The sequence below is a fragment of the Streptomyces katrae genome (genome assembly GCF_000966975.1).
In the GTDB taxonomy this organism is placed as follows: domain Bacteria; phylum Actinomycetota; class Actinomycetes; order Streptomycetales; family Streptomycetaceae; genus Streptomyces; species Streptomyces katrae.
Genome location: NZ_JZWV01001327.1, coordinates 1 through 1,229, shown reverse-complemented (window position 1 = coordinate 1,229; position 1,229 = coordinate 1). Strand labels below are relative to the sequence as shown.

Here is a 1,229-nt window from a genome sequence, read left to right as displayed (position 1 = left end):
GTCCCCGGCCCGCCATCCCCAGTCCTTCCCCTCTTCACCCAACTCCCCTACGCTCCAGGCGCCTTACCACTCGGTAGCCAAGGGGAGCCGCACACCCATGCCCATCCGCACCCGCCTGCGCGCAGCAGCCGCCCTGCTGACCGCCGCCCTCGCGGCCGTCGCCGTATCCGCCACCCCCGCCGCCTCCGCCGGGTCCGCGCCCGGCGCCCCCGCCGCGGCCGGTGACCTCCGCTACTCCGCGTCGACCGGCGTGGGGGTCCACAACGCCTACGAGAAGGCCAAGTACCCCTACCTCGCCGACGCCCTGGACTCCGGCGCGGCGATGCTCGAACTGGACGTCTGGACCAACTTCTTCGGCAGCGGCTGGCGCGTCTCCCACGACAACCCCTTCGGCAACAACAGCAACTGCGAGAACGCCACCTCCCCCGCCCAGCTGCGCACGAAGTCCCGCGACCAGAACCTGGCGGGCTGCCTCTCCGACATCCGCAGCTGGCACGACGCCCACCCCGGCCACCGCCCGGTCGTCCTCAAGCTGGAGCTCAAGGACGGCTTCGCCGCGAACCTGGGTAGGGGCCCGGCCGCCCTCGACTCCCTCCTCACCTCCAAGCTGGGCGACGCGCTGTACACCCCGGGCCGGCTGGCGGCCGGGTACCCGGACCTGGACGCGGCGGCCCGCGCCGACGCCTGGCCGACCCGGGCGCAGATGGCCGGCAGGTTCCTGGTCGAGCTGATCCCGGGCACCGTCGAGGAGGGCAACGGCGCCGACAAGCTCTGGACGGACCGCGAGTACGCCGAGCACCTGCGCGGCCACCTCGCCACGGCCGCCGCCTTCCCGGCGGTCCACCGCGCCGAGTCGGGCGACCCCCGCAACCGCTACGCGGACCCGGCCCTGCGCCCCTGGTTCGTCGTCTTCGACGGCGACGCGTCCGCCTACGCCTCCGGGTCGATCGACACCACCTGGTACGACCGCAACCACTACCTCCTGATCGCCACGGACGCCCAGAACGTGGCCCCGGCGATCGACGCGGTCCACCCCACGGAGGCCCAGGCCCTCGACCGGGTGGCGCTGATGGCCTCCCGCCACGCCTCGATCACCTCCGCGGACTGGTACCCCCTCCCCTCGGTCCTCGCCACGGTCCTGCCCCGCGGCTGAACCCACGGACCTGACCCGTGGACGGGACGACGGGCGCCCGCATGACGAGCGCCCCGCCGGATGGTCCCGGCGGGGC

At 74.2% G+C, this 1,229-nt stretch carries 1 protein-coding gene; it reads left to right on the top strand.

Going from position 1 to position 1,229, the window contains the following annotated elements; translation table 11 throughout:
• The first annotated feature begins 97 nt into the window (after window positions 1–97).
• Window positions 98–1,153 (top strand): phosphatidylinositol-specific phospholipase C domain-containing protein, encoded by a 1,056-nt coding sequence (locus VR44_RS36810; protein ID WP_045952022.1) that lies wholly within the window; start codon window positions 98–100, stop codon window positions 1,151–1,153.
• Window positions 1,154–1,229: the final 76 nt, after the last annotated feature.